Source organism: Sinorhizobium mexicanum (assembly GCF_013488225.1).
In the GTDB taxonomy this organism is placed as follows: domain Bacteria; phylum Pseudomonadota; class Alphaproteobacteria; order Rhizobiales; family Rhizobiaceae; genus Sinorhizobium; species Sinorhizobium mexicanum.
Genome location: NZ_CP041238.1, coordinates 269,500 through 292,676, shown reverse-complemented (window position 1 = coordinate 292,676; position 23,177 = coordinate 269,500). Strand labels below are relative to the sequence as shown.

The window sequence follows — 23,177 nt, the reverse complement described above, 5'->3', positions numbered from 1 at the left end:
AAATTTGAACCCAACAGAGGAGGAAGACATGACCACCTACGATTCTGGAACGTCCACGCCCCTCTACGCGCCGCCCACCTGGCTTCGTGTCCTGCTCGGGATCGTCCTGCTCCTGGGCGGCATATTCGTGCTGGGCGACGTGGCATTGGCCACGCTCGTCAGTACGCTCATCATCGGCTTTACGGCGATTGCCGTCGGCGCATTCGAGATTATTCACGCCTTCTGGACGAAGGGCTGGGGCGGTTTCCTGTGGCAGATCCTGCTCGGGGTTCTCTATGTCGTCTTCGGCTGGATGGTGGTGAGCCAACCCGTTTCGGGTGCCCTGATCCTCACCTTCGTCCTCGGGCTGGTGTTCCTGGCTTCGGGCGTCGTGCGGGTCATTGTCGCTTTCAGACATTGGAGCGGTGGGGGCTGGCTGATGCTCATCTCAGGGTTATTCGGCATCCTGGCTGGGCTAGCCATCATCTCGGGCTGGCCGGCGACCAGCATTTGGGTGCTCGGGCTTCTGCTGGGGATCGACCTCATTTTCCACGGGCTCGCATGGCTGATGCACGCGTGGTCACCAGCGACGCAATCGGCGTAACGGGCTTCGGCTCCGACGAATCGGCGCTGCCATCGACCCGAACAACAGCGCCTGCGGAGAGGAGCGCTGCCCGAGGCGGGACGGCTCCTGCGCAGAGTAGACGCCCGGACGGCTTATCTCACCATGGAGAATGCCGAGAAATCGTCGCGAAAACAATCGGTTAGGGAATGGCGGACAGAGAGGGATTCGAACCCTCGATACGCTTTCACGTATACACGCGTTCCAGGCGTGCGCCTTCAACCACTCGGCCACCTGTCCATCCTTGAAACAGCCGCTGGTCAGTCCGGCTGGATGGGGAAGAGCTAACTCTTCGCCGTGCGCCGGACGAACCGGCGGACGGGCGCGATATATACCGATGATCCGCGCGGGATCAACTGGTTTCTGACAGTTTATTGACATCTTGTGAGATGGCCCCGTCTAGTCGACCATTGCGCTCGCAACTCGCGGCGCCTATTTCTTGGCGCACGAGCGTCAATGATCGGAGAAGCGCGCCTCGGGCGCGCATCGGGCCCCGGCGGCCGGAAGGACGAAGATGCGGTTGCTGCTAAGGCTTGCAAGCTTTCTCGCGCTGGCGATGGCCGTGCTCGCCGGAACCGTCGACTCGATCCAGTCGGTTGCCGCGTCGGAACCGGCGATGACCTCGCTTGCCGACGCCATATCCGCCCTTGGCCCGGAGGCACTCAACTGGGTGCACGGCCTGCAGCGCACCGATGCGGGGCCCGCCATCTGGCTGACGGCGTTGCAATGGCTCCTTGCCCGGCCCGCTTTCGCGGTGTTGCTGGCGCTCGCCCTCGTCCTCTGGATGGCGGGCTACAAGAAACGCCCGGCAGCCGGGCGGTTTGCCGCCTGATCGCCGCTACCCGCATGTTTCCTTAAATCGCAGCCGATTCAAGGACAAAAACATGCGGCAATTCGAAATGTCTGCGCGTCCTTTGCGCATTCATTGAACGCACAGCGCTCTAGCGCCGGTCGTCGCCGCTTTCCGCGCGCACGAAAGGAGCCGCCGGGCCGCTTTACCTTGCCGAGGACTATCACCAGCAATATCTGGCCAAAAACCCCGACGGTTGCCGCAGTCTTCGCGGCACCGGTGTCAGTTGCCCGACCGGTCGTTACGGCTTGTCGCCCTGGCGGAAACGGCGGGCCGATTTACGTCTTGGAACCAACGTCCAGCGCCTCTGCGCCGGGCGCCGCATCTTTTTTACCATCCGAAAAATTTTGAGTGTTTTTTTGCGGAAGCCGTGCAAGGATGCGCCCACCCAAGCCTTAACAAGAGAGGGGCGGGCTGCGCGTACGGGCCCCCGTTGGACTGCCGCCAGACCCGATAAGATCAATAGCGACAACAGGGCTGCACGATGAAAAAAACCATTCTCGGTCTCTTTGCCTTCTCCATGATGTCCGCGACGGCCTTGGCCGCTGACATCAAGCCGGCGATCATCTACGATCTCGGCGGCAAGTTCGACAAATCCTTTAACGAAGCGGCCTTCAACGGCGCCGAAAAGTTCAAGACCGAATCAGGTATCGAATATCGCGAATTCGAAATCGCGAACGATGCACAGCGCGAACAGGCGCTGCGCCGCTTTGCCAGCGACGGCAACAGCCCGATCGTGATGGCCGGCTTCAACTGGGCGGCATCGCTCGAGAAGATTGCCGCGGAATATCCGGACACGAAGTTCGCGATCATCGACATGGTGGTCGAAAAACCGAACGTCAAATCGATCGTCTTCAAGGAGCAGGAAGGCTCCTACCTCGTCGGCGTGCTCGCCGGCCTCGCCTCCAAGTCGAAGACCGTCAGCTTCGTCGGCGGCATGGACATCCCGCTGATCCACAAGTTCGCCTGCGGCTATGTCGGCGGCGCCAAGTCGGTCGGCGCGGACGTCAAGGTGCTCGAGGCCTACACCGGCACGACGCCGGACGCCTGGAACGATCCGGTCAAGGGCGGTGAAATCGCAAAGTCCCAGATCGACCAGGGCGCGGACGTCGTCTATCACGCCGCCGGCGGTACCGGCGTCGGTGTGCTGCAGGCGGCGGCGGATGCCGGCAAGCTCGGCATCGGGGTCGATTCCAATCAGAACATGCTGCAGCCGGGCAAGGTCTTGACCTCGATGCTGAAGCGCGTCGACGTCGCCGTCTACGAATCCTTCATGGCGGCCAAGGACGACAAGTTCCAGTTCGGCATTTCCAACCTCGGCCTCAAGGAAGACGGCGTCGGTTACGCGCTCGACGATAACAACAAGGCCTTGATCACGCCGGAAATGCACGACGCGGTCGAAAAGGTGAAGGCCGACATCATTGCCGGCAAGGTGCAGGTGCACGACTACATGAGCACCGAATCCTGCCCCTACTAATTGCGGTGACCTGACATCAAGAGGCCGCCTGCTTCAAGTGAAGCGGGCGGCCTTTTCGTTTCTACTGCATGCTGACTGCTCAGTAATGCGGCGGGCGGGTTACCGGTATCGCGTCGCGCGTCTGTTCCTCGAGGCTCAGGAAGCGCTCAGTCAGGCGGTCGAGCTTCGCCCGGGTCTGTTCGACCACCTTCCACTGCTCGGCCAGCTGGTCAGAAAGCTCCTCGATGGTCTTCGCCTGGTGCGCCAGCGTTTCTTCGAGACGCGTGATCCGATTGTCTGCGTCGCTCATGTGATTACTCCCGCGTCCAGATCATAGACGTGATCGATTCTAATGCGTTAGCGCGGGATCCGGGCGGAAAACCGCGTGCACTTCTCCTCATCCCGCAGCCCTTCAAGGTGCTACAGCGTCCTTTGCGCATCCGATAAGACGCGCGGCGCTGTAGCATTTGGTTGTCCTCGTCCAAGACGACCGCGCTGTCAAGCGATCGACGTTACGCGCCGGCAGCAGCCTTTTGAGCCGCCGAAAAGCCTGGATCGCGTGCGGAAAGCATCTTGTGGAGATGCACCATCATGGCGGCAGCAAAGAGCGGCGTCAGCAGGTTGAGCAGCGGCACGGCCAGGAAGGCCGCCAGCACGAGCCCCGCGAGAAACACGGTCGAGCGGTGTTTGGCGCGAAAGAGCCGCGCCTCCGAACGCGCACGGTAGCGCATGGCGGCGAACTCGAAGAATTCCCGCCCGAGCAGATAACCGTTGACCAGGAAAAAGGCGATGAGATTGACGCCCGGCACCAGAAGCAGCAGCAGGGCAATGATGTTGCCGAGGATAACGACGCCGAGGAATTTCACCGATGCGGTCATCGCCTCAACAAGCGGCAGCGGCTTGCCGGGGGCGCCATCGGGATAGTCGCGTGTCTCGATCACCTCGGCAACGTCGTCGAGGAAGAAGCCGGCAATCAGTGCGGTGACCGGCGCAAGCAGAAGGGCGAGCGCCAGGGCCAGGCCCAGGCTCGCGAAGATCCCGACTATGAATGTGAGCCAGCCGGCCCATTCGGGCGTGCCCGGCATCAGCGTGTCGATCCACGGGAAAGCAAGCCAGACGAACAGTTCACGCAGCGCGAACCAAAGAGCGATGAGTGCAAGCAGCGTCAGCCCGAGCACTTTCCAGAAGACCGAACGAGTCTCCGTCGCGAAAAGGTTGGCGAAGGCAAGTCGCGCTGCATCCATGATCATGACTGCTCTCCATCGAGAACAGCGCCGCGCGCCTGATCAGATGCGCAAAGGACGCTGTGGCACTTTGAATTGCTGCATGTTTTCATCCTTAAATCGGCTGCGATTCAAGGAAACATGCAGAAGGTGGCTCAAGCCCATGTAGGCAGGTCGATCGCGAACGACAAGACAGGCAGCAATTGCCGAGGCAACCGGTCTGCGGTGTGCTGGAAGCCGCGCCGCGCCGCCGTCTCGCCGCCGGCAAAAATCGCGGATCATTGCCCCAGCCGCTGGCAAACGGGACGCAGGGCGATATGCTATGCCTAAATCGATGCAGGGCTGCGTTGCGCCGGAAATGCCCCGCGGCCAGCCAGGGAGACCAAATGACCAATCAGAAAACCCTCGCGAGCCTCGCCGTCCTCGTCCAGTCGGGCAAGTTCGATCCTGTCAAGCTCGCCGAAGAGACGTTTCATCGCATCGAGGCCCATCCGGACCAGTCGATCTTCGTCGGCCTCACCCGCGAACGCGCGCTCAAGGAAGCGCAGGGGGCAGCAAACAGGCTCAAGGCTGGGCGCTCGCTCGGTCTGCTCGACGGGCTTCCCGTCGCCTGGAAGGATCTTTTCGACCTGGCCGGCAGCGTGACGACGGCGGGTTCCATCGTCTTCAAGGACAATGCGCCCGCAGCCGCGGACGCGCCCGTCGTCGGCGCACTTGCTGCCGCCGGCATGATCAGCATCGGCCGGACGAACATGAGCGAATTTGCCTTTTCCGGCTTAGGCATCAACCCGCACCATGGAACGCCGCGCAATCCGGCGTCGCCGGATATCGATCGCATTCCCGGCGGCTCGTCCTCCGGCTCCGCCGCAGCCGTCGCCGCGGGCCTTGTGCCGCTTGCGATCGGCACGGACACGGGCGGTTCGGTGCGCATCCCCGCGGCGATGACCGGCATTGTCGGCTACAAGGCGACGCGCGGCCGCTATGCGATGAAGGGTGTGTTTCCGCTCGCCGAGAGCCTCGATTCGCTCGGCCCCCTTTGCCATACGGTGCAGGATGCTGTGTGGGCGGATGCCGCCATGCACAGCCTGACGGCGCCGGTCATCCGCCGCTCCGAGCTCGCCGATCTCGCGCTTGTCATTCCGGAAACGATCGTCTTCGACGAGGCCGAACCGGAGGTGGTCGCGGCTTTCGAGGCGGCGATCAAGAGGCTGCAGGCCGCGGGCGTCCGCGTGCGGCGCGCGCCCTTCCCGAGCTTTGCCGCCGTATTCGATCTGATGGCGCGCCATGGCGCCCTGGTGACGGCGGAGGCCTATGCCCTCCACCGCGAGCGCCTCGCCGGTCCCGAAGCGACAAGGATCGATCCGCGCGTCGTCACCCGCACCAGGCTCGGCGAGAAGATCACCCTCAGTGATTACATCGCCCTTCTCGATGCGCGTGATCAGCTGATCCACGAAACGGTGGAGAGCCTTGGACCCGGCGAACTCATCGCGCATCCGACATTGCCGCATGTCGCCCCGCCGATCGCACCGCTTCTTTCCGACGACGAGCTTTTCTTCAAGGTGAATGCCAAGACGCTGCGGAACACGCTGATCGGCAATTTCCTCGATTTCTGCGGCATCTCCATCCCCTGCGGAACGGGCGCTGCCGGCATGCCAGTCGGCTTGCTGCTCTCCGCACCCCACCACCAGGACGACCGGTTACTGGCCGCGGCCCTTGCTGCCGAAGCGACCATCCGGGGTGAGGCATGATCGTCTGCTTCGATATCGGCGGATCCGCGATCAAGGGTGCCATTACGCATTCGCCGGAACGGATATTTCCCCTGCCGCGGCGCGCCACGCCGCTCAACGACTTTCGCCGCTTCGTCGCAACGCTCGAGTCGGTGCTCGACGAGGCGGGCGGCCTGCCGGAAAGGGTGGCGATTTCGATCACCGGCGTTATCGATCCGCAAACCCGTCGGATCAAATGCGCCAATATCCCCTGTATCGACGGCCGGGAGCTCGCTGCCGAGCTCGAGGCGGCCTTGCACCTGCCCGTGGTGATCGCCAATGACGCCGATTGCTTCGCGCTCGCCGAGGCTGGCATCGGCGCAGGGCGCGATCACCGGATCGTCTTCGGCGCGATCCTCGGCACCGGGGTCGGCGGCGGCCTGGTGGTCGACGGCAAGCTGATCAACGCCGATGGCGGCTTTGCCGGCGAATGGGGGCATGCGCCCGCCGTTGCCTCCGAGGCGGGACATCCGCCGATTGCCATACCGATCTTCGACTGCGGTTGCGGCCAACGCGGCTGCGTCGACACCGTGGGCGGGGCGCGCGGACTCGAAAGGCTGCACACGACGGTACACCATAAATCCCTCTCCAGCCACGAGATCATCGAGGCTTGGCAGAACGGCGACGAGGAAGCAGCGCGCACGATCGACATTTTTGTCGATCTCGTCAGTTCGCCGCTGGCGCTCGTCGTCAACATAACCGGTGCGACAATCATTCCGGTCGGCGGTGGTCTCTCCAACTCCGAAGCCCTGCTTGCCGAAATCGACGGTGCCGCGCGCGGCCGCATCCTCCGGCGGTTCGACCGGCCGCTGGTCGTGCGTGGCGAATGCCGGCTGGAGCCGGGCCTGATCGGCGCGGCCCTGCTCGGCTTTGGAGGAAAGGTCGCATGAGCGGCATCCTGCTCGAAGTCTGCGTCGACGACCCGGACGGCTTGAGGGCGGCGATCGACGGCGGCGCGGATCGGATCGAGCTCTGCTCGGCCCTTGCCCTCGGCGGCTTGACGCCAAGTCCGGGATTGATGGCGCTCGCCGGCCCGCCGCCGGTGCCGGTCTATGCAATGATCCGCCCCCGTGCCGGCGACTTCGTCTATCGCCCGACCGATCTCGATGCCATGCGCCGGGACATCGATGCGGCCCGCCACGCCGGGCTTGCCGGCGTCGTCCTCGGCGCATCGCTCGCCGACGGGCGGCTCGACGCGCAGATGCTCCGAAAGCTTACCGGCCACGCGGCGGGATTGGGGCTGACGCTTCACCGCGCGTTCGATCTCGTTCCGGATTTCGCCGAGGCGATGGCAATCGCGGAGGATCTTGGCTTTGAGAGGATTTTGACCTCAGGCGGCGCGAAAAGCGCACCGGAGGCGGTCGACGGCCTAGCACGCCTCATTGAGCTGGCCGCACGCAGAATTTCCGTGATGCCGGGCTCCGGGATCACCGTCGACACGATCGATGCGCTGCTTCCCGGGCTCGCCGTAACGGAGATCCACTCCTCCTGTTCCGTTCGTGAGCCGGCTCAAGACCCGCGGCTGGTGGAGATGGGCTTCGTCGCGGGAGAGCGGCGCCGGACGGATGCGGCGACGGTCAGGGCGATGAAGGCACGGCTCGGTGCCTTTCCGACAACGCTGTGAAGCGCATCGCATTGAAAAGGTGGGAGACGTTCGCTGGCGTCCGCCCCTCATACGGCCTGCCGGCCACCTTCTCCCCGAGAGCGGGGCGAAGGGAACTCGCCGCAACGCTCTGCCCCAATGTCCCCTCGCCCGCTTGCGGGGAGGGTCAGTCCTCGGGTTAAACCCGAGGAGAGGGGCGTTTAGCCGCGTTCCTGTCATCGCAAATCGCTTGGACGAATGCCTTAAGCTGAGAAAACCACCTCGCCGCCGATCCAGGTCGACTTCATGCCAAGTTCGGGCGTCAGCAGCACGAAATCGGCGTCCGTTCCGGGCAACAACCGGCCTTTATGGGAGGCCATGCCCATGACGTCGGCCGGATAGGCGGAGGCCATGCGGACCGCCTCCTCGATCGGCAGGCCGAGTTTTTCATGCACGAAGCGGACCGAGGAGAGCATGTCGATGTCTGCTCCCGCGAGCGTCCCGTCGGCAAGTGTCAGGCGGCCGCCGTGGCGCAGGATTTCGCGGCCATTCAGGTGGAAGCTGGTCATTTCGGTGCCGATCGGCGACATCGCGTCGGTCACCAGGAAAATCTGTCCCGGACCCTTCTTGCCCCGCAGCGCGATGCCCATCGACGCCGGATCGACATGGAAGCCATCGGCGATCATGCCGGCATGCAGCGTTCCGGTGGCAAGCGCCGCGCCGACGACGCCGGGTTCGCGGTGGCCGAGACCGCTCATCGCGTTGAAGAGATGGGTAACCGTCCGGGCGCCGGCCCTGGCGTAGCTGCAAGCCGTCTCATAGCCGACGTCCGTGTGTCCCAGGCTGACGACGACACCGGCATCACAAAGCGCCCGCACCTGCTCTCGCGTGGCATTTTCCGGAGCGACCGTGACCATCAGGACGCCCAGATCGTGAGCGCAGGCGACCATCTCGGCCAGATCGGAATCGTCCATTGGGCGAATGAGCGACGGGTCATGCGCCCCCTTCCGAGCGACCGACAGATGCGGGCCTTCCAGATGCAGGCCGAGAAAGCCGGCCACCGCCGCCTTTTTTGCCTCGAGGCCGGCCCTTATGGCTGCGGTCCGCACCTCACGCGTGTCCGTTATCAGCGTCGGCAGGAGCGCCGTGGTGCCGAACTTCGCGTGTGCCGTGCAAATCTGCCGAATGCCGTCGAGGGTCGGCTGCTCGTTGAGCAGCGCGCCGCCGCCGCCATTGACCTGCAGGTCGATGAAACCCGGAACGAGAAGCAGGCCATGTGCGTCGACCGCGTCGGCATCGGCGGGTGCGGCGGACGCCGGAACGATCGCCTTGACCCGACCCGCCTCCACGACCAGGACGGCGCCGTCATGCCAGTCGATGCCGTCGAAGATCCGCGCGCCGGTGATTTTCTTCTTCGCAGTCATCGTGTCTCCGTTACCTTCTTGAGGCTTGCCGGTGCATCCGGATTGAGGCCGCGCGAACGCGACCAGGCTTCGACGAAGCCGTAGAACGGCAGGATCAGCGTCAGCGCATCGGTGATCGGATGTCCCGTTTCGACGAAGGGCAGGCGTTTTGCTTTTTGAGCACGCGCCGAGGTGACATGCACGACCGCGCCCTTGGTGCTCATGCCATCGGCGCTGTCGACCACCGAGGCCTCGGCCGCATCGCGGGCGGCAAGCGCCAGCACCGGAAATTTGGCCCCGACCAGCGCGACCGGACCGTGCAGCACTTCCGCGGAGGAATAGGCTTCGGCATGCATGCCGGACGTTTCCTTGAATTTCAGCGCCGCTTCGCTGGCGATCGCCAGCGCCGGGCCGCGGCCGAGCACGTAAAGCGATTCGGCTTCGCCGAGATCGGCGGCGAAATCCTGCCAATCGAGCTTCACAGCCTTGGCGAATTGGTTCGGCAGATCGGCGACGGCACGCTTGAGGGCCGCATCTCCTGTCCATTCGCCGAGAACCGCAAGGCCAGCGACAATCGAATTAACATAGGACTTTGTCGCGGCGACGGCGAGTTCCGGACCGGCAAGAATATCGAGAGGATGGGTACAGGCCTCAGCGATCGGCGAGGGCACCGTGTTCGTGAGCGCGATCGACACCGCACCGGCGCGTGTCGCCGATTGCGCCATCGCCACGATATCCGGGCTCTTGCCGGACTGGGAGATCGCGATTGCCGCCGCGCCGCCGAGCTTCAGATCGGCGCCATAGATCGAGGCGAGCGACGGTCCGAGCGAAGCGACCGGCCGGCCGGCCTGCAGCTCGATCGCGTACTTCAGGAACAGCGCCGCATGATCGGAAGAGCCGCGGGCGATCGTCACCAGGAATGCCGGATCCTTGGCCCTGAGCGCCGCACCCGCCGCCTTCAGGGTGTCGGCCGAACCGTCCAGCAACCGCGCAGCGGCTTCCGGGATCTCGTCGATTTCTCGCCGCATGTTGGTTTGCATCATCCATTCCTTTTGCTGTGAGGCGCGGATCAGGACTCCGAAAGCGTCAGTTCCGCGACAAAATCATAAGCATCGCCCCGATAGAGCGAGCGGGTGAATTCAACGACGCGCCCGGATGCAAGATAGGAGACACGCTCGATGGAAAGGCCGGCGGCGCCGACCGCAACACCCAGCATCGACGCATCAGGATCCTTGATATTGCAGGCCGAAATGCGCTGCACCGCCCGGACGGGCCGTGAGCGGGTCTTGTCGAGGGCGGCATAAAGCGACGAAGTCACCGCCAGCGGGTCCGGCAGGAATTCGGTCGAGATGCTGGCGCGCTCGATCGCCAGCGGCATGCCGTCGGCGATGCGCAGGCGGCCCAACCGCGCGACCAGGGCATCGGCCGGAAGACCGAGGGTCATCATCTCGTCGGGCGACGGATGGAACAGCCCGCGCTCCAGCCATTCCGCCCGTGCATGCAGGCCCCGCCGGGCCATGTCCTCGGTAAAGGACGTCAGCCTCGACAGCGACTGCTCGACGCGCGAGACAGGCCTGACGACGAAGGTGCCGGAGCCATGGCGGCGCACGAGCAGCCCGTCGCGCACAAGGTCATCGACCGCTTTGCGCACGGTCACCCGGCTGATATTGGCATAGTCCGCGAGATCCCGCTCCGGCGGCAGCGCATCGCCGTGGTTGAGCTTGCCCGAGAGGATGGCCTCCTCGAGCGACTGCCTGAGCTTCAGATAGAGCGGGCCGGCCCCGCCCGACTGCAAACCTTCCAACGGCAGGATAGCGGCAAGTTGCTGGGTCATGCGCCGACCTCCGGCCTGGAACCGAAGCGTTGGGCTGCGAGCGCCACCGCTCCGGTCAAGGCATCCGCTTCCGCTTCGACAAAATGCTTCTGGTGGCGCTCGGCGAGCCACGGGCGATAAAGCGGCGCCAACCCGCCGAGCAGGCACAGCCGCTCGCTTCCTCGCGACACGACCACGTCGAGCGCCTCGTCGACGGTCGTCGCAGCGGCCTTCAGCAAGCCCAGCGCCACGGCATCGCCGCGCCCGGCATGCTCGAAGACACGCGGGGCGTAGCGGCCGAATTCGCCGGGCTTGGCCAGCCGCGCAAAGTCGACGACATCCCTCGGATCGTTGTTGAATTCAGCCATGACGGAATCGGTGACCGGCGAGCCCTGGTGAATGCCGTCGAAGGCAAGCAGGCTTTCCTGCAGCAGCGCATGGCCGATGCGCGCACCGCTGCCGTGGTCGCCGATCGTGAAGCCCCAGCCGCCGATATAGGTTACGGCTTCGCCGTGGCGCGCGATGTAAATGGTGCCTGTTCCGAGAATGGCGACCGCGCCATCTTTTTCGCCAAGCGCGCCCTGAAGCGCGATCAGGCCATCCGACTCGATCTCCGCCGCTGCGAAGGGAAGGCGCCGTTTCACATAGTGGACGGCATCGCCGACATTGTGACCCGCAACGCCGACGATCGCACTGGCCGCCGTGATGCCAGCCGGATCGAGGCCGGCATCCCCGAAGGCGGCCCGCGAGGCCTCCGTTATGTTCGCGAGCGCCGTCTCCGGATCGGTGAGGATGTTTGCGGCGCCAGCCTTTCCACGGCCGAGAATCCGACCGTCCGGCGCGGCCACGGCCGCCCGGCAACTCGTTCCGCCGCCATCGATTCCGATCAGGTAAGACGTCATGGGCACCTCCGTCGGATAAGATACCAAAAAAATACCAATAACCAAGCGCGATTTCTTCGAGCAACTAATATTTGAAATAAATCTTTGTTTTTCCGTGCAGATTTTCAATATTTGCCGCCTCAAGCCACAAAAATTAAAATTCTCCTAGACAATTGGTATTTTTTTGGCATTAATTCACCGAGAGGAGACACAGCGAATGCCGTCAGCAAAGACCGAAGAGCGCCACAATAACGCGAAGGGCCTGGATGTGATGCATCCGGCGCTCGCGCTTCGCCTGCTTGCCTCCGGTCAACAGGCGGCCGCGAAATCGGTCGACGCGGCGGTCGAGCAGATCTCGGCGGCAGCAGCGCTTGCAGCCGGCGTTCTTTCCGCCGGCGGGCGGCTTGCCTATGCGGGCGCGGGCAGTTCCGGTCTGATGGCCATGGCGGACGCGCTCGAACTGCCGGGCACCTACGGGATCCCCCATGAACAGATCATCGTTCTTCTCGCCGGTGGCGCGGCAAGCCTCACCGATCTCGCCGGCGGCTACGAGGACGACATGGACCTAGCGCGCGCCGATGTGCGCAACGCCGAAATCGCGGCCGGCGACTGCCTCATCTCGGTCTCTGCCAGCGGCTCGACCCCCTATGCGCTCGCCGCCGCCGACGAGGCGAAGAAACGCGGCGCAAAGGTCATCGCCATTGCCAACAATGCCGGCGCGCCCCTTTTCAAGGATGCCGACGTCGCGATCCTCCTGCAGACGCCGCCGGAAGTCGTATCCGGCTCGACCCGCATGGGTGCCGGCACGGCGCAGAAAATCGCCTTCAACATGTTTTCGACGCTAGTCGGCATCCATCTCGGCCATGTGCTCGACGGGCACATGGTCAATCTGCGTGCCGACAACATCAAGCTGCAGGGGCGCGCGATGCGCATCGTCTGCGACCTCACCGGTGTCAGCGCTGCCGAGGCTGGCAGGCTGATCAAGGCGGCCTCCGGTTCGGTCAAGATCGCGATCCTGCTCGCGTCCGGGGCTGGCGATGTTGCCGCCGCCGAAACCGCACTCAAAGACGCCAATCAGAATTTGCGCCGGGCGATCGAAACCGCCTCGCGCCGATAAACTGGGATCCAAACCGCGCCGTGGCGGCGCTTATAAAAGGGAGAACATGAATGACCCGCACAACAGTGAAAGGCTTGCTGCTCGCGTCGAGCATTCTCGGCTCGGCCGGGCTTGCGCACGCGGACACGACGCTCACCATCGAGAGCTGGCGTAACGATGACCTCGCCATCTGGCAGGAAAAGCTGATCCCCGCCTTCGAGGCGAAGAATCCGGGCATCAAGGTCGTCTTCTCGCCGTCCGCGCCGACCGAATACAACGCCGCCCTCAACGCCAAGCTCGACGCCGGATCCGCCGGCGACCTCATCACCTGCCGCCCCTTCGACCCTTCGCTCGAAGTCTACAACCGGAAGCACCTCGCCGACCTGACAAACCTGCCGGGGATGGAAAACTTCTCCGATGTCGCCAAGTCCGCCTGGACCACGGACGACGGCAAGACGACCTTCTGCGTGCCGATGGCTTCGGTCATCCACGGCTTCATCTACAACAAGGACGCTTTCGAGCAACTCGGCCTTTCGGTGCCGACGACCGAGGAAGAGTTCTTCGCCGTTCTTGATAAGATCAAGGCCGACGGCAACTACATCCCGATGGCGATGGGCACCAAGGACCTCTGGGAAGCCGCGACCATGGGCTATCAGAACATCGGTCCGACCTATTGGAAGGGCGAAGAAGGCCGTCTGGCGCTGATCAAGGGCGAACAGAAGTTGACGGACGAGCCATGGGTCGAACCTTTCCGGGTGCTCGCCAAGTGGAAGGACTATCTGGGTGACGGCTTCGAAGCCCAGACCTATCCGGACAGCCAGAACCTCTTCACGCTCGGCCGCGCCGCGATCTACCCGGCCGGCTCGTGGGAAATCTCCGGCTTCAACACTCAGGCGCAGTTCAAGATGGGCGCCTTCCCGCCGCCGGTGAAGAAGGCCGGAGACACCTGCTACATCTCCGACCACAACGACATCGGTATCGGCCTCAATGCCAAGAGCCCGAACGCCGAGGCCGCAAAAACCTTCCTCACCTGGGTCGCTTCGCCGGAATTCGCTGATCTCTACGCGAACGCCTTGCCGGGATTCTTCAGCCTGAACTCGACGCCGGTGAAGATGGCCGACCCACTCGCCCAGGAATTCGTCTCGTGGCGCGAAAAGTGCAAGCCGACGATCCGTTCGACCTATCAGATTCTCTCGCGCGGAACCCCGAACCTCGAGAACGAAGCCTGGGTTGAATCGGCCAACGTCGTCAACGGCACTGACACGCCGGAAGTGGCCGCCAAGAAGCTCCAGGACGGCCTCGACAGCTGGTACAAGCCGGCCAAATAAGCTTGGAAGGGGCGCGTGTTGCCCGCGCGGCTCGCGCGCCCTTCCTCTCGCACGAAATTTCCGTCGTGCGCTGTGAACGACGCCGTATTTGTGTTTGGATGTCCGGTGCGAAACCGGACATGAGGGGACCTGGGAGCGCGGCTCAGCCGGCATTTTTCCATGGTCGAAGCGGTGCCTTCGCCTGCACCACACCCCTCATACTCGGCTCAGCCGGGTACCCGCGTCATGCTCCCGTGGAGAGGCGCAAGGGGCGAACCGATCCACGACCGGGGCATCCCGCGTTCAGGCAATTGCCGAACGCGAAGGGGTGGTCTGAATCAAAGGACCGGAACGCTCTGCGCGTCAGGCGGCGCGCTGCATTTCGGACGAAATCGGAGCTGTGCCAATAACGGCCAGCCAGTTTTTAGAGCGGGCCAGAGGCCGATGAACCCAAGCGACACCAAAACGACGGACATCAGCGAGATCAAGCGTCCCCGGCGCTGGCACATCCTCGTGTTCCTGCTGCCGGCCTTGATTGTCTACACCGCGGTGATGATCCTGCCGCTGATCGAGACGCTCAGGCAGTCCTTCTTCAACACGGTCGAAGGCCAGTACACCTTCGTGGGCCTCGGCAATTTCAAGGTGCTTTTCGGCGATCCGCGCTGGGCCGCGGACTTCTGGAACGCGCTCAAGAACAATTTCATCTTCTTCCTGATCCACATGGCAGTGCAGAATCCGATCGGTATTGCGCTCGCAGCCATGCTGTCGATCCCGAAGCTGCGCTTCAGCGCCTTCTATCGCACCGCCATCTTCCTGCCGACGCTCTTGTCCTTCGTCATCGTCGGCTTCATCTGGAAGCTGATCCTGTCGCCCATCTGGGGGGTCGCCCCGTTTCTCCTCGATAGCGTGGGCCTGAAATGGCTGTTCGCGCCCTGGCTCGGCAAGCCGGACACGGCGCTGATCGCGGTCTCGCTGATCTCCGTCTGGCAATATATCGGCATCCCGATGATGCTGATCTACGCCGCCCTGCTCAACATTCCCGACGAGGTGATCGAGGCGGCGGAATGTGACGGCGTCACCGGCTGGAGCCAGTTCTGGAAGATCAAGCTGCCCTTGATCCTGCCGGCGATCGGCATCGTCTCGATCCTCACCTTCGTCGGCAACTTCAACGCCTTCGACCTGATTTACACTGTTCAGGGAGCGCTCGCCGGCCCCGACATGTCGACGGACATTCTCGGCACCCTGCTCTATCGCACCTTTTTCGGTTTCCAGCTCCAGCTCGGCGACCGGTCGATGGGCGCGACCATTGCGGCGATCATGTTCCTGATCATTCTCGCCGGCGTCTCGCTCTACCTCTTCGTCGTCCAGCGCCGCATGCGCCGCTACCAGTTCTGAGGGAGGACCCAGTATGTCTAAAGCACGCGCCTCCCTTGGTCGGACTGCCGGCGTCCATATCGCGCTGATCGCCTACACGCTCGTCGCGCTGTTTCCGGTGTTCCTGACGATCGTCAACTCGTTCAAGAGCCGCAACGCGATCTTCCGCGAGCCCTTGGCGCTCCCGACGCCGGAAACCTTCAGCCTCATCGGTTACCAGACGGTGCTGAAACAGGGCGACTTCCTCGGTTATTTCCAGAACAGCACGATCGTCACGGTCGTCTCGATCGCGCTCGTGCTGCTCTTCGGCGCCATGGCCGCCTTCGCGCTCTCCGAATACCGCTTCCGCGGCAACGCGTTGATGGGTCTCTACCTGGCGCTCGGCATCATGATCCCGATCCGCCTCGGCACGGTCGCCATCCTGCAGGGCATGGTCGCGACCGGCCTCGTCAACACGCTGACGGCACTGATCCTGGTCTATACGGCGCAGGGACTGCCGCTTGCCGTCTTCATTCTTTCCGAATTCATGCGCACGGTATCGGATGACCTCAAGAATGCCGGCCGCATCGACGGGCTTTCGGAATACGCGATCTTCTTCCGGCTGGTGCTGCCGCTGGTGCGCCCGGCGATGGCGACGGTCGCCGTCTTCACCATGATCCCGATATGGAACGATCTCTGGTTCCCGCTGATCCTGGCGCCGGCGGAAACGACGAAGACGGTGACGCTCGGCTCGCAGATCTTCATCGGGCAGTTCGTCACCAACTGGAACGCGGTGCTCTCGGCCCTGTCGCTCGCGATCTTCCCGGTCCTCGTCCTCTACGTCATCTTCTCGCGGCAGCTGATCCGCGGCATCACGGCAGGAGCAGTCAAGTGAGTTCTTCCGCGAACCCAATCCGCGTGCTCGTCGCAGGCCTCGGCAATATGGGCCGCAGCCATGCGCTCGCCTACCACCATAACGGCGGCTTCGAGATCGCCGGTCTGGTCAACCGCTCGAAGGTCGCGCTGCCTGAGGCGCTGGCCGGGTACGAGATCCTGCCGTCCTTCCGCGAGGCGCTCGCCGAACTCAGGCCGGAGCTCTGCTCGATCAACACCTATTCCGACAGCCATGCGGACTATGCCGTCATGGCGATGGAAGCCGGCTGCCATGTCTTCGTCGAAAAGCCGCTCGCAACCACGGTCGCCGACGCCGAACGCGTCGTCGCCTGCGCGCGGGCCAACGGTCGCAAGCTGGTGATCGGCTACATCCTGCGCCACCATCCTTCCTGGATGCGGCTCATCGCCGAGGCGAGGAAACTGGGCGGCCCTTACGTCTTCCGCATGAACCTGAACCAGCAGTCCAGCGGGCCGACCTGGGCGACGCACAAGTCGCTGATGCAGACGACACCGCCGATCGTCGACTGCGGCGTGCATTATGTCGACGTGATGTGCCAGATCACCGACGCCAAGCCGGTCGAGGTCCGCGGCATGGGCCTGCGCCTCTCCGACGAGGTGGCGCCGGACATGTACAATTACGGCCATCTGCAGGTGATTTTCGACGACAAGTCGGTCGGCTGGTACGAGGCCGGCTGGGGACCGATGATCTCGGAGACCGCCTTCTTCGTGAAGGACGTGATCTCGCCGAACGGATCGGTTTCGATCGTCATGGACCAGAACGCCAAATCCGACGATATCGACGTCCACACCAAGACGGCCGTCATTCGCGTGCACAGCGCCGCCACCGGCCAGGACGGCGGCTTTCTCAAGTCCGACGAGGACCTGACGATGGAAGGCGAGCCGGGGCACCAGGAACTCTGCGACCGCGAGCAGGCATTCGTGCTCAAGGCCATTCGCGAAAACATCAATCTCGACCGCCACATGGACGACGCCGTGCAGTCGCTCAGGATCTGCCTGGCAGCGGACGAAAGCGTGCGCACAGGCATGCCGGTCAAGCTTTAACCAAGAGGGGCAACACGTGGGATCACTGCAGCTCAAATCCATCCGCAAGGCCTTCGGTGGTCATGAAGTGCTGAAAGGCATCGACCTCGAGGTCAAGGACGGCGAGTTCGTCATTTTCGTCGGCCCGTCCGGCTGCGGAAAATCGACGCTGTTGCGCACGATTGCCGGTCTTGAGGACGTCACCTCGGGAAGCGTGCAGATCGACGGTGCGGAGGTCGGCCACGTGGCTCCGGCCAAGCGTGGCATCGCCATGGTGTTCCAGTCCTACGCGCTCTATCCGCACCTGACGGTCAAGGACAACATGGGGCTTGGCCTCAAGCAGGCGGGCGCGCCGAAGAAAGAGATCGACGAGAAGGTCGCCAAGGCGGCCGGCATGCTGTCGCTGGAGCCCTACCTTGCACGACGCCCCGCGGAGCTTTCGGGCGGGCAGAGGCAGCGCGTGGCCATCGGCCGCGCGATCGTTCGCGAGCCAAAGCTGTTCCTCTTCGACGAGCCGCTGTCGAACCTCGATGCGGCGCTGCGCGTCAATACACGCCTGGAGATCGCCAGGCTGCACCGCAGCCTCAAGGCGACGATGATCTATGTCACCCATGACCAGGTCGAGGCGATGACGCTCGCCGACAAGATCGTCGTCCTGAATGCCGGGCGCGTCGAGCAGGTCGGTTCGCCGATGGAACTCTATAATCGCCCGGCCAACGTCTTCGTCGCCGGCTTCATCGGGTCACCGCAGATGAATTTCATCGAGGGCGAGCGGCTCGGCGATACGCAAGCCAAGACGATCGGGATCCGCCCCGAGCATATCGGGCTTTCCCGCGAGAGCGGCGACTGGAAGGGCAAGGTCATCCACGTCGAACACCTCGGCGCCGACACGATCGTTTATCTCGATACGGAAGAGGTCGGCACGATCACCGTACGACTGTTCGGCGAACATCGCTATGCCGAGGACGATGTCGTTTACGCGACGCCGATCATCGGCGGCATGCACCGTTTCGACGCCGATGATCGGGTAATCAATTCCGGCCAGTGACCTCCGGAAGGGTTTTTTTCACCTGCGCAGAGCCAGATGGCCCCCTAACCCTAACCCTCTCCCGCAAGCGGGGAGAGGGTACCGAGACGTGGCGGCAAGTCCCCTTCGCCCCGCTTGCGGGGAGAAGGTGGCCGGCAGGCGGATGAGGGGCCGAGCCACTCCCAAACGCCGTTCGATGAGGATCACACCTGCGTGATCGCCGGCGACCGCATCGCCGGAACACGTTGCGGCTGCTGGTTTTTTTCTTTCCTGAGCTATACCTCCGAATCTGTGTTGCACTGCGGCAGAATTTAACATACATTTGTGTCTGTATATTAGCCTCCCGGTATGTTCCCACACCGATACCGGATCCGCTTCATCTCACTTTCGGACCGCGCAACATTGCAGGGTGCAACGGCTGCGGGCGGTCCTTTGATTATGGACATTGCGATGCGCATGAAACGACCAACACTGGCCGCGACCCTGGCAACCGTGATTTTTCTCGCCGGCTGCCAGAAGAATGAGGAACAACAGGCAGCCGCTGCTTTCCCGCCGGCGGCCGTGGCCGTCTACACGACAGCCGCGGAAGCCCTGCCGATCACCAATGAACTGCCGGGCCGCATTACCGCGACGCGCATTGCCGAAGTTCGGCCGCGAGTATCCGGGATCGTCGTCGAGCGGGTGTTCCAGCAAGGCACGATCGTCAAGGAAGGCGATGTGCTCTATCGGATCGACCCGGCCCCCTTCCAGGTGAAGGTCGACAGTGCCGAGGCGACGCTGAAGCGAGCGCAGGCGGTGGTCGAGCAGGCCAAGCGCACCGCCGATCGGCAGTCGAAACTGAAGGACGCGCAGTTCGCGGCAATTCAACAGTTCGACGACGCGATTGCGGCGCTCGCCCAGGCGGAGGCCGATGTCGGCATCGCCCAGGCGGGCCTCGCCGAAGCGAAACTCAACCTGCAATATGCGAACGTCACGGCGCCGATCGGCGGCCGGATCGGCCGGGCGCTCATCACAGAGGGCGCCCTGATCAGTGCGACCGATACGCAGAACCTCGCCACGATCCAGCAGCTCGACCCTATCTACGCCGACTTCACCCAGTCCGCGACCGACCTCATCCGCCTGCGCAAGGCGCTCAAGGACGGCCAGATGATGAGCTCGGACAACGAAGCCGAAGTCCAGCTCATCCTCGATGACGGAACGCCTTATGCGCTGAAGGGCAAGCTGCTCTTCTCCGAAGCGGCCGTGGACGCGACCACCGGCCAGGTGACGCTACGCGGCGAATTCCCGAACCCCAACAACGATCTGCTGCCGGGCATGTATGTGCGCGTGCAGATCCAGCAGGGATTGGAGAGGGATGCGATCACCGTTCCGCAGCAGGCTGTCCAGCGCAACAATGCCGGCCAGTCCCAGGTCTATGTGGTGAGCGCCGACAACAAGGTCGAGTTCCGCAACGTCACGCTCGGACGCACGGTCGGCGAGCGCTGGCAGGTGACCTCCGGTCTCAAGGCCGGCGAAAAGGTGATCGTCGAGGGCTTCCAGAAGGTCGGTCCGGGCGCGCCTGTTGTGCCGTCGGTCTGGGACCCGAATGCAAAGCCTGCGGCCGAACAGGCCAGCGCTTCGGCTGCCGACGGCGAAAAGCCCGCCACTGAAGTGAAGTGAGAGCTTGAACATGCCCAGTTTCTTTATCGACAGGCCAATCTTTGCCTGGGTGGTGGCGATCTTCATCATGCTCGCCGGCATCATTGCGATTCCGCTGCTGCCGGTTTCGCAATATCCGGACGTGGCGCCGCCGCAGATCTCGATCAATACAAGCTATCCCGGCGCCTCGTCGCAGGACACCTATCAGAGCGTGACGCGCCTGATCGAGGATGAACTGAACGGCGTCGAGGGCTTGCTCTATTTCGAGTCGACCACGAGCTCTTCCGGCTCGGCCGAAATCAGCGCAACTTTCGCACCGGGCACCGACCCCAGCCAGGCCTCCGTCGACATCCAGAACCGCGTACAGCGCGTCGAGCCGCGCCTGCCCGATTCGGTCAGGCAACAGGGCGTGCAGGTGGACGAAGCCGGTTCCGGCTTCCTGCTGATCATCTCGCTGACCTCGACCGACGGGTCGCTGGACGCGACGGGCCTCGGTGACTATCTGAGCCGCAACGTGCTGAGCGAGATCCAGCGCGTGCCAGGCGTCGGCCGTGCACAGCTCTTTGCGACCGAACGCTCGATGCGCGTCTGGCTCGATCCGGACAAGATGCTCGGCCTCAATCTGACCGCGGCCGATGTGACGGCGGCGATCCAGGCACAGAACGCCCAGATCGCTTCGGGCTCGATCGGCGCCCAGCCGAACCCGATCACTCAGCAGATCGCCGCTCCGGTCGTTATCAAGGGTCAGCTTTCGACGCCTGAGGAATTCGGGGCCATCGTGCTTCGCGCCAATGCCGACGGCTCTGCCGTGCGGCTGCGCGACGTCGCGCGCCTCGAGATCGGCGGCGAGAGCTACTCCTTCTCGACGCGCCTCAATGGCAAGCCTTCGGCGGCCATCGCCGTGCAGCTCTCGCCGAGCGGCAACGCGATGTCGACCTCGGCTGCGATCAAGGCGCGCATGGACGAACTCGCGGAATTCTTTCCGCCGGGGCTGGAATACTCCATCCCCTACGACACCTCGCCCTTCGTCGCGGTGTCGATCGAGAAGGTGCTGCACACCCTTGTCGAGGCCGTCGGCCTCGTCTTCCTGGTGATGTTCCTGTTCCTCCAGAACGTCCGCTACACCATCATCCCGACGATCGTCGTGCCGGTCGCCCTTCTCGGCACCTGTGCGGTGATGCTGGCGATGGGCTTCTCGATCAACGTCTTGACGATGTTCGGCATGGTGCTGGCGATCGGCATCCTCGTCGACGACGCGATCATTGTCGTCGAGAACGTCGAGCGCATCATGTCGGAAGAGGGGCTGACGCCGAAGGAAGCGACCCGCAAGGCGATGAAGCAGATCACCGGAGCGGTGATCGGCATCACGCTGGTGCTGGCTTCCGTGTTCATCCCGATGGCCTTCTTCCCGGGCGCCGTCGGCGTGATCTATCGCCAGTTCAGCCTGACCATGGTCGTCTCGATCCTGTTCTCGGCGCTGCTCGCGCTGTCGCTGACGCCGGCGCTCTGCGCGAGCTTCCTGAAGCAGGTTCCGAAGGGACATCATCACGCCAAGCGCGGCTTCTTCGGGTGGTTCAACCGGAGCTTCGACCGCACGTCCCATGGCTATACCCACGTCGTCAGAGGCGTGGTCCATCGCACTGGCCGCTTCATGGTCATTTACCTGGCGCTGCTCGCGGGACTTGGCTGGGCCTTCCTGCAGCTTCCCTCGTCCTTTCTCCCGGACGAAGACCAGGGCTTTGTCATCGTCATGATGCAATTGCCTTCGGAAGCGACCGGGAACCGTACGACCGAGGCCATCGAGCAGGCGGAGAAAATCTTCGGCCAGGAGCAGTCCGTCGACACGATCGTCGCGATCAACGGCTTCTCCTTCTTCGGCACCGGGCAGAATGCGGGCCTCGCCTTCGTGACGCTGAAGGACTGGAGCGAGCGTGACGCGAACAATGCGGCGCAGTCGATCGCCGGGCGCGCGACGATGGCGATGAGCCAGATCAAGGACGCGATCAGCTTCGCCCTGTCGCCGCCGGCGATCCAGGGCCTCGGCACCACCGGCGGCTTCTCCTTCCGCCTGCAGGATCGCGGCGGGCTCGGCGAAACAGCACTTGCCGAGGCACGCGACCAGCTGCTCGGGCTTGCCTCCCAGAGCAAGGTGCTGACCGGCGTCCGTTTCGAGGGCATGCCCGATGCGGCGCAGGTCACCGTCAACATCGATCGCGAGAAGGCCAACACCTTCGGCGTGACCTTTGCCGACATCAACTCGACGATTTCGACCAATCTCGGCTCGTCTTATGTCAACGACTTCCCGAATGCCGGCCGCATGCAGCGTGTGACGGTACAGGCGGACGAGGCGAAGCGCATGCAGACCGCGGACCTCCTGAACCTCAATGTTCGCAACTCGAACGGCGGAATGGTTCCGCTCTCCGCCTTTGCGAGCGTCGAGTGGATCAAGGCTCCGACCCAGACGGTGGGCTACAACGGCTACCCGGCGGTCCGCATCAGCGGCGAAGCCGCTCCCGGCTATTCCTCGGGCGATGCGATTGCCGAAATGGAACGCTTGGCAGCCCAGCTTCCGGCAGGCTTCGGTTACGAGTGGACCGGTCAGTCGCTGCAGGAAATCCAGTCAGGATCGCAGGCGCCGCTCTTGATCGCGCTTTCGTGCCTGCTCGTCTTCCTGTGCCTGGCGGCGCTCTATGAGAGCTGGTCCATTCCTGTCTCGGTGATCATGGTCGTGCCGCTCGGCGTCATCGGCGCAGTGCTCGCCGTCATGATGCGCGACATGCCGAACGATGTGTACTTCAAGGTCGGCCTGATCGCGATCATCGGCCTCTCCGCGAAGAATGCCATCCTGATCATTGAGTTCGCCAAGGAACTGCGTGACCAGGGCAAGTCGTTGATCGATGCAACGCTCGAAGCGGCGCATCTCCGCTTCCGGCCGATCCTGATGACCTCGCTCGCCTTCACCCTCGGCGTTCTGCCGCTGGCGATCGCGACGGGCGCAAGCTCCGGCAGCCAACGCGCCATCGGCACCGGCGTCATGGGCGGCATGATCTCGGCAACGGTGCTGGCGATCTTCTTCGTCCCGATCTTCTTCGTGTTCATCATGAAGATCTTCGGGCGGAAGGGCGCGTCAACGACCGGGCCGCAAACGGCCCGGTCCGAAGATACAGCACCCGAAATCGCTGACGCTGCCGAGTGATCAACCATCGACGGCCCGCCTCATTCGGCGGGCCGTCGCGCAAGAGCAAG

The 23,177-nt window shown here is 63.6% G+C and carries 20 protein-coding genes, 1 tRNA gene and 1 pseudogene; 15 read left to right on the top strand and 7 right to left on the bottom strand.

Annotated elements, in window-relative coordinates:
* Positions 1 to 28: 28 nt before the first annotated feature.
* Positions 29 to 583 carry an HdeD family acid-resistance protein gene (locus FKV68_RS01295; RefSeq protein ID WP_180939765.1) on the top strand — a complete coding sequence of 185 codons (555 nt, stop codon included), beginning with the start codon at positions 29 to 31 and terminating at the stop codon, positions 581 to 583.
* A 168-nt stretch (positions 584 to 751) separates the two neighbouring features.
* Here the strand turns inward: FKV68_RS01295 and FKV68_RS01290 are convergent.
* Positions 752 to 841 (bottom strand) — tRNA-Ser (locus FKV68_RS01290).
* Between the two features lie 274 nt (positions 842 to 1,115).
* On the opposite strand from FKV68_RS01290, the gene FKV68_RS01285 reads away from it, so the two are divergent.
* The 3 genes and pseudogenes from FKV68_RS01285 (at position 1,116) to FKV68_RS01275 (ending at position 2,928) form a co-directional block, all read left to right on the top strand.
* Positions 1,116 to 1,433: a hypothetical protein gene (locus FKV68_RS01285; protein ID WP_180939764.1), complete on the top strand. Its 318-nt coding sequence runs from the start codon at positions 1,116 to 1,118 to the stop codon at positions 1,431 to 1,433.
* Between the two features lie 152 nt (positions 1,434 to 1,585).
* Positions 1,586 to 1,690: pseudogene (locus FKV68_RS01280) on the top strand (peptide-methionine (S)-S-oxide reductase MsrA); the annotation flags it as partial.
* Positions 1,691 to 1,935: 245 nt separating this feature from the next.
* Entirely contained in the window at positions 1,936 to 2,928 is a 993-nt protein-coding gene (locus tag FKV68_RS01275) for a BMP family lipoprotein (protein WP_180939763.1), read from the top strand.
* Between the two features lie 79 nt (positions 2,929 to 3,007).
* Here the strand turns inward: FKV68_RS01275 and FKV68_RS01270 are convergent, their stop codons facing one another.
* Together FKV68_RS01270 and FKV68_RS01265 are read right to left on the bottom strand one after the other, a co-directional pair.
* Positions 3,008 to 3,217 carry a SlyX family protein gene (locus tag FKV68_RS01270; RefSeq protein WP_180939762.1) on the bottom strand — a complete coding sequence of 70 codons (210 nt, stop codon included), beginning with the start codon at positions 3,215 to 3,217 and terminating at the stop codon, positions 3,008 to 3,010.
* 202 nt (positions 3,218 to 3,419) lie between these two features.
* A complete protein-coding gene (locus FKV68_RS01265; protein WP_180939761.1) occupies positions 3,420 to 4,157 on the bottom strand; it encodes a sulfate transporter family protein in 738 nt (245 codons plus the stop codon).
* Between the two features lie 359 nt (positions 4,158 to 4,516).
* Between FKV68_RS01265 and FKV68_RS01260 the strand changes: the two genes are divergently transcribed.
* From FKV68_RS01260 to FKV68_RS01250, 3 genes are read left to right on the top strand one after another with little or no spacing between them, the layout of a single operon-like run.
* Entirely contained in the window at positions 4,517 to 5,878 is a 1,362-nt protein-coding gene (locus tag FKV68_RS01260; RefSeq protein ID WP_180939760.1) for an amidase, read from the top strand.
* Entirely contained in the window at positions 5,875 to 6,786 is a 912-nt protein-coding gene (locus tag FKV68_RS01255) for an ROK family protein (RefSeq protein WP_180939759.1), read from the top strand. The genes FKV68_RS01260 and FKV68_RS01255 overlap by 4 nt, the downstream gene beginning before the upstream one ends.
* Entirely contained in the window at positions 6,783 to 7,520 is a 738-nt protein-coding gene (locus FKV68_RS01250; RefSeq protein ID WP_180939758.1) for a copper homeostasis protein CutC, read from the top strand. The genes FKV68_RS01255 and FKV68_RS01250 overlap by 4 nt, the downstream gene beginning before the upstream one ends.
* A 221-nt stretch (positions 7,521 to 7,741) precedes the next feature.
* Here FKV68_RS01250 and nagA read toward each other — a convergent pair whose 3' ends face one another.
* The 4 genes from nagA to FKV68_RS01230 are packed head-to-tail and all read right to left on the bottom strand — an operon-like array spanning position 7,742 to position 11,596.
* The gene (gene nagA / locus FKV68_RS01245; protein ID WP_180939757.1) at positions 7,742 to 8,902 is read right to left on the bottom strand and encodes an N-acetylglucosamine-6-phosphate deacetylase; all 1,161 of its coding nucleotides are present in this window, start codon (positions 8,900 to 8,902) and stop codon (positions 7,742 to 7,744) included.
* Positions 8,899 to 9,921: an SIS domain-containing protein gene (locus tag FKV68_RS01240; RefSeq protein ID WP_180939756.1), complete on the bottom strand. Its 1,023-nt coding sequence runs from the start codon at positions 9,919 to 9,921 to the stop codon at positions 8,899 to 8,901. Before FKV68_RS01240 ends, nagA begins: the two co-directional genes overlap by 4 nt.
* 29 nt (positions 9,922 to 9,950) lie before the next feature.
* Positions 9,951 to 10,715, bottom strand: a complete 765-nt coding sequence (locus tag FKV68_RS01235; RefSeq protein ID WP_180939755.1) for a GntR family transcriptional regulator — start codon at positions 10,713 to 10,715, stop codon at positions 9,951 to 9,953.
* On the bottom strand, positions 10,712 to 11,596 hold the full coding sequence (locus FKV68_RS01230) for a glucosamine kinase nucleotide-binding domain-containing protein (protein WP_180939754.1): 885 nt from the start codon (positions 11,594 to 11,596) through the stop codon (positions 10,712 to 10,714). The genes FKV68_RS01235 and FKV68_RS01230 overlap by 4 nt, the downstream gene beginning before the upstream one ends.
* A gap of 196 nt (positions 11,597 to 11,792) precedes the next feature.
* Between FKV68_RS01230 and FKV68_RS01225 the strand changes: the two genes are divergently transcribed.
* The 8 genes from FKV68_RS01225 to FKV68_RS01190 all read left to right on the top strand — a co-directional run bounded on the left by FKV68_RS01225 (position 11,793) and on the right by FKV68_RS01190 (position 23,127).
* Positions 11,793 to 12,692, top strand: coding sequence for an N-acetylmuramic acid 6-phosphate etherase (locus FKV68_RS01225; protein ID WP_180939753.1), 900 nt, complete (start codon positions 11,793 to 11,795; stop codon positions 12,690 to 12,692).
* A gap of 50 nt (positions 12,693 to 12,742) precedes the next feature.
* A complete protein-coding gene (locus FKV68_RS01220) occupies positions 12,743 to 13,999 on the top strand; it encodes an ABC transporter substrate-binding protein (protein ID WP_180939752.1) in 1,257 nt (418 codons plus the stop codon).
* A 423-nt stretch (positions 14,000 to 14,422) separates the two neighbouring features.
* Positions 14,423 to 15,373: a carbohydrate ABC transporter permease gene (locus FKV68_RS01215; RefSeq protein WP_180939751.1), complete on the top strand. Its 951-nt coding sequence runs from the start codon at positions 14,423 to 14,425 to the stop codon at positions 15,371 to 15,373.
* 13 nt (positions 15,374 to 15,386) lie between these two features.
* Positions 15,387 to 16,226 (top strand): carbohydrate ABC transporter permease, encoded by an 840-nt coding sequence (locus FKV68_RS01210; RefSeq protein WP_180939750.1) that lies wholly within the window; start codon positions 15,387 to 15,389, stop codon positions 16,224 to 16,226.
* Complete coding sequence (locus FKV68_RS01205) at positions 16,223 to 17,287, top strand: Gfo/Idh/MocA family protein (protein ID WP_180939749.1); 1,065 nt, start codon at positions 16,223 to 16,225, stop codon at positions 17,285 to 17,287. The genes FKV68_RS01210 and FKV68_RS01205 overlap by 4 nt, the downstream gene beginning before the upstream one ends.
* 16 nt (positions 17,288 to 17,303) lie before the next feature.
* On the top strand, positions 17,304 to 18,314 hold the full coding sequence (locus tag FKV68_RS01200) for an ABC transporter ATP-binding protein (RefSeq protein WP_180939748.1): 1,011 nt from the start codon (positions 17,304 to 17,306) through the stop codon (positions 18,312 to 18,314).
* A 429-nt stretch (positions 18,315 to 18,743) separates the two neighbouring features.
* Complete coding sequence (locus FKV68_RS01195) at positions 18,744 to 19,952, top strand: efflux RND transporter periplasmic adaptor subunit (protein ID WP_483414539.1); 1,209 nt, start codon at positions 18,744 to 18,746, stop codon at positions 19,950 to 19,952.
* 10 nt (positions 19,953 to 19,962) lie between these two features.
* A complete protein-coding gene (locus FKV68_RS01190) occupies positions 19,963 to 23,127 on the top strand; it encodes an efflux RND transporter permease subunit (protein ID WP_180939746.1) in 3,165 nt (1,054 codons plus the stop codon).
* Positions 23,128 to 23,177 lie beyond the last annotated feature (50 nt).